This is a genomic window from Hymenobacter agri, from assembly GCF_054778495.1.
In genome coordinates this window covers 1-669 of sequence record NZ_BAAGZM010001185.1, presented here as the reverse complement: position 1 = coordinate 669, position 669 = coordinate 1, and the positions used below count along the sequence as shown (strand labels likewise).

General features: G+C 68.8%; 1 protein-coding gene. It reads right to left on the bottom strand.

Features of this window, described 5'->3' with window-relative positions; translation table 11 throughout:
* A partial coding sequence (locus ACYVDE_RS25230) for a hypothetical protein (protein WP_460504262.1) occupies positions 1 to 500 on the bottom strand: 500 nt, incomplete at its 3' end.
* Positions 501 to 669 lie beyond the last annotated feature (169 nt).

The following is a 669-nucleotide window of genomic DNA, read 5'->3' as shown; positions in this document are numbered from 1 at the left end:
GGGCCCAGCACGGTGGCCAGTATGTTGAGGAAGGCCTCGGCCGTATCGGGGCGGCCGCCGGCGGGGCCCCGGCCAATGTGGCGATGCACTTCGCCGGCCCATTCGCCTACCACGGTGGGCGTGCCGGTGGGGCCACTCAGGCCCAGCGCGGCTTCGAGGGTGAAGTAGCGGGGGCGGGTTTCCTCGGCTTCATTTTCGGCCGGCTCCTCTTCTCTCTCATACACCAAGGCCGAAAAATGCGCCTCCATAGTAGCCTGGGGAGCAGGCAGATGCAGCAGCGCAGTGGCGCGGCCAGCCACTTCGTGCCAGGTAAGCCGCAGGCCTTTGTTGGAGATGCGGTCGGCAGGCGACACGTTTTCGGCGGCCTTGTCCCACACGTACAGCAGCAGCTCGCGAGCCAGGTAAGGGTCGGCCAGCTCGCGCCGCACCGCTACCGGGCGGCGCCAGGCCAGCTGCGGCAGCAGCACGTGGGCAAAGTTGTAGGGATGCTGGCGGGCCATGCCGCAAAAGTACGGCCGGGGCGGGTTTCGTCTACTCCTCCCCCATTGCCTTTTCCAGCGCCTGCCACAGCACTTCGGCGCTGCGGGCCCACGAGAAGCGGCCCAGATTCTCCCGGCCCTGCGCCACCAGCTGCTGCCGCAGCGCGGGCTCGTGCCACAAGCGGCCGAG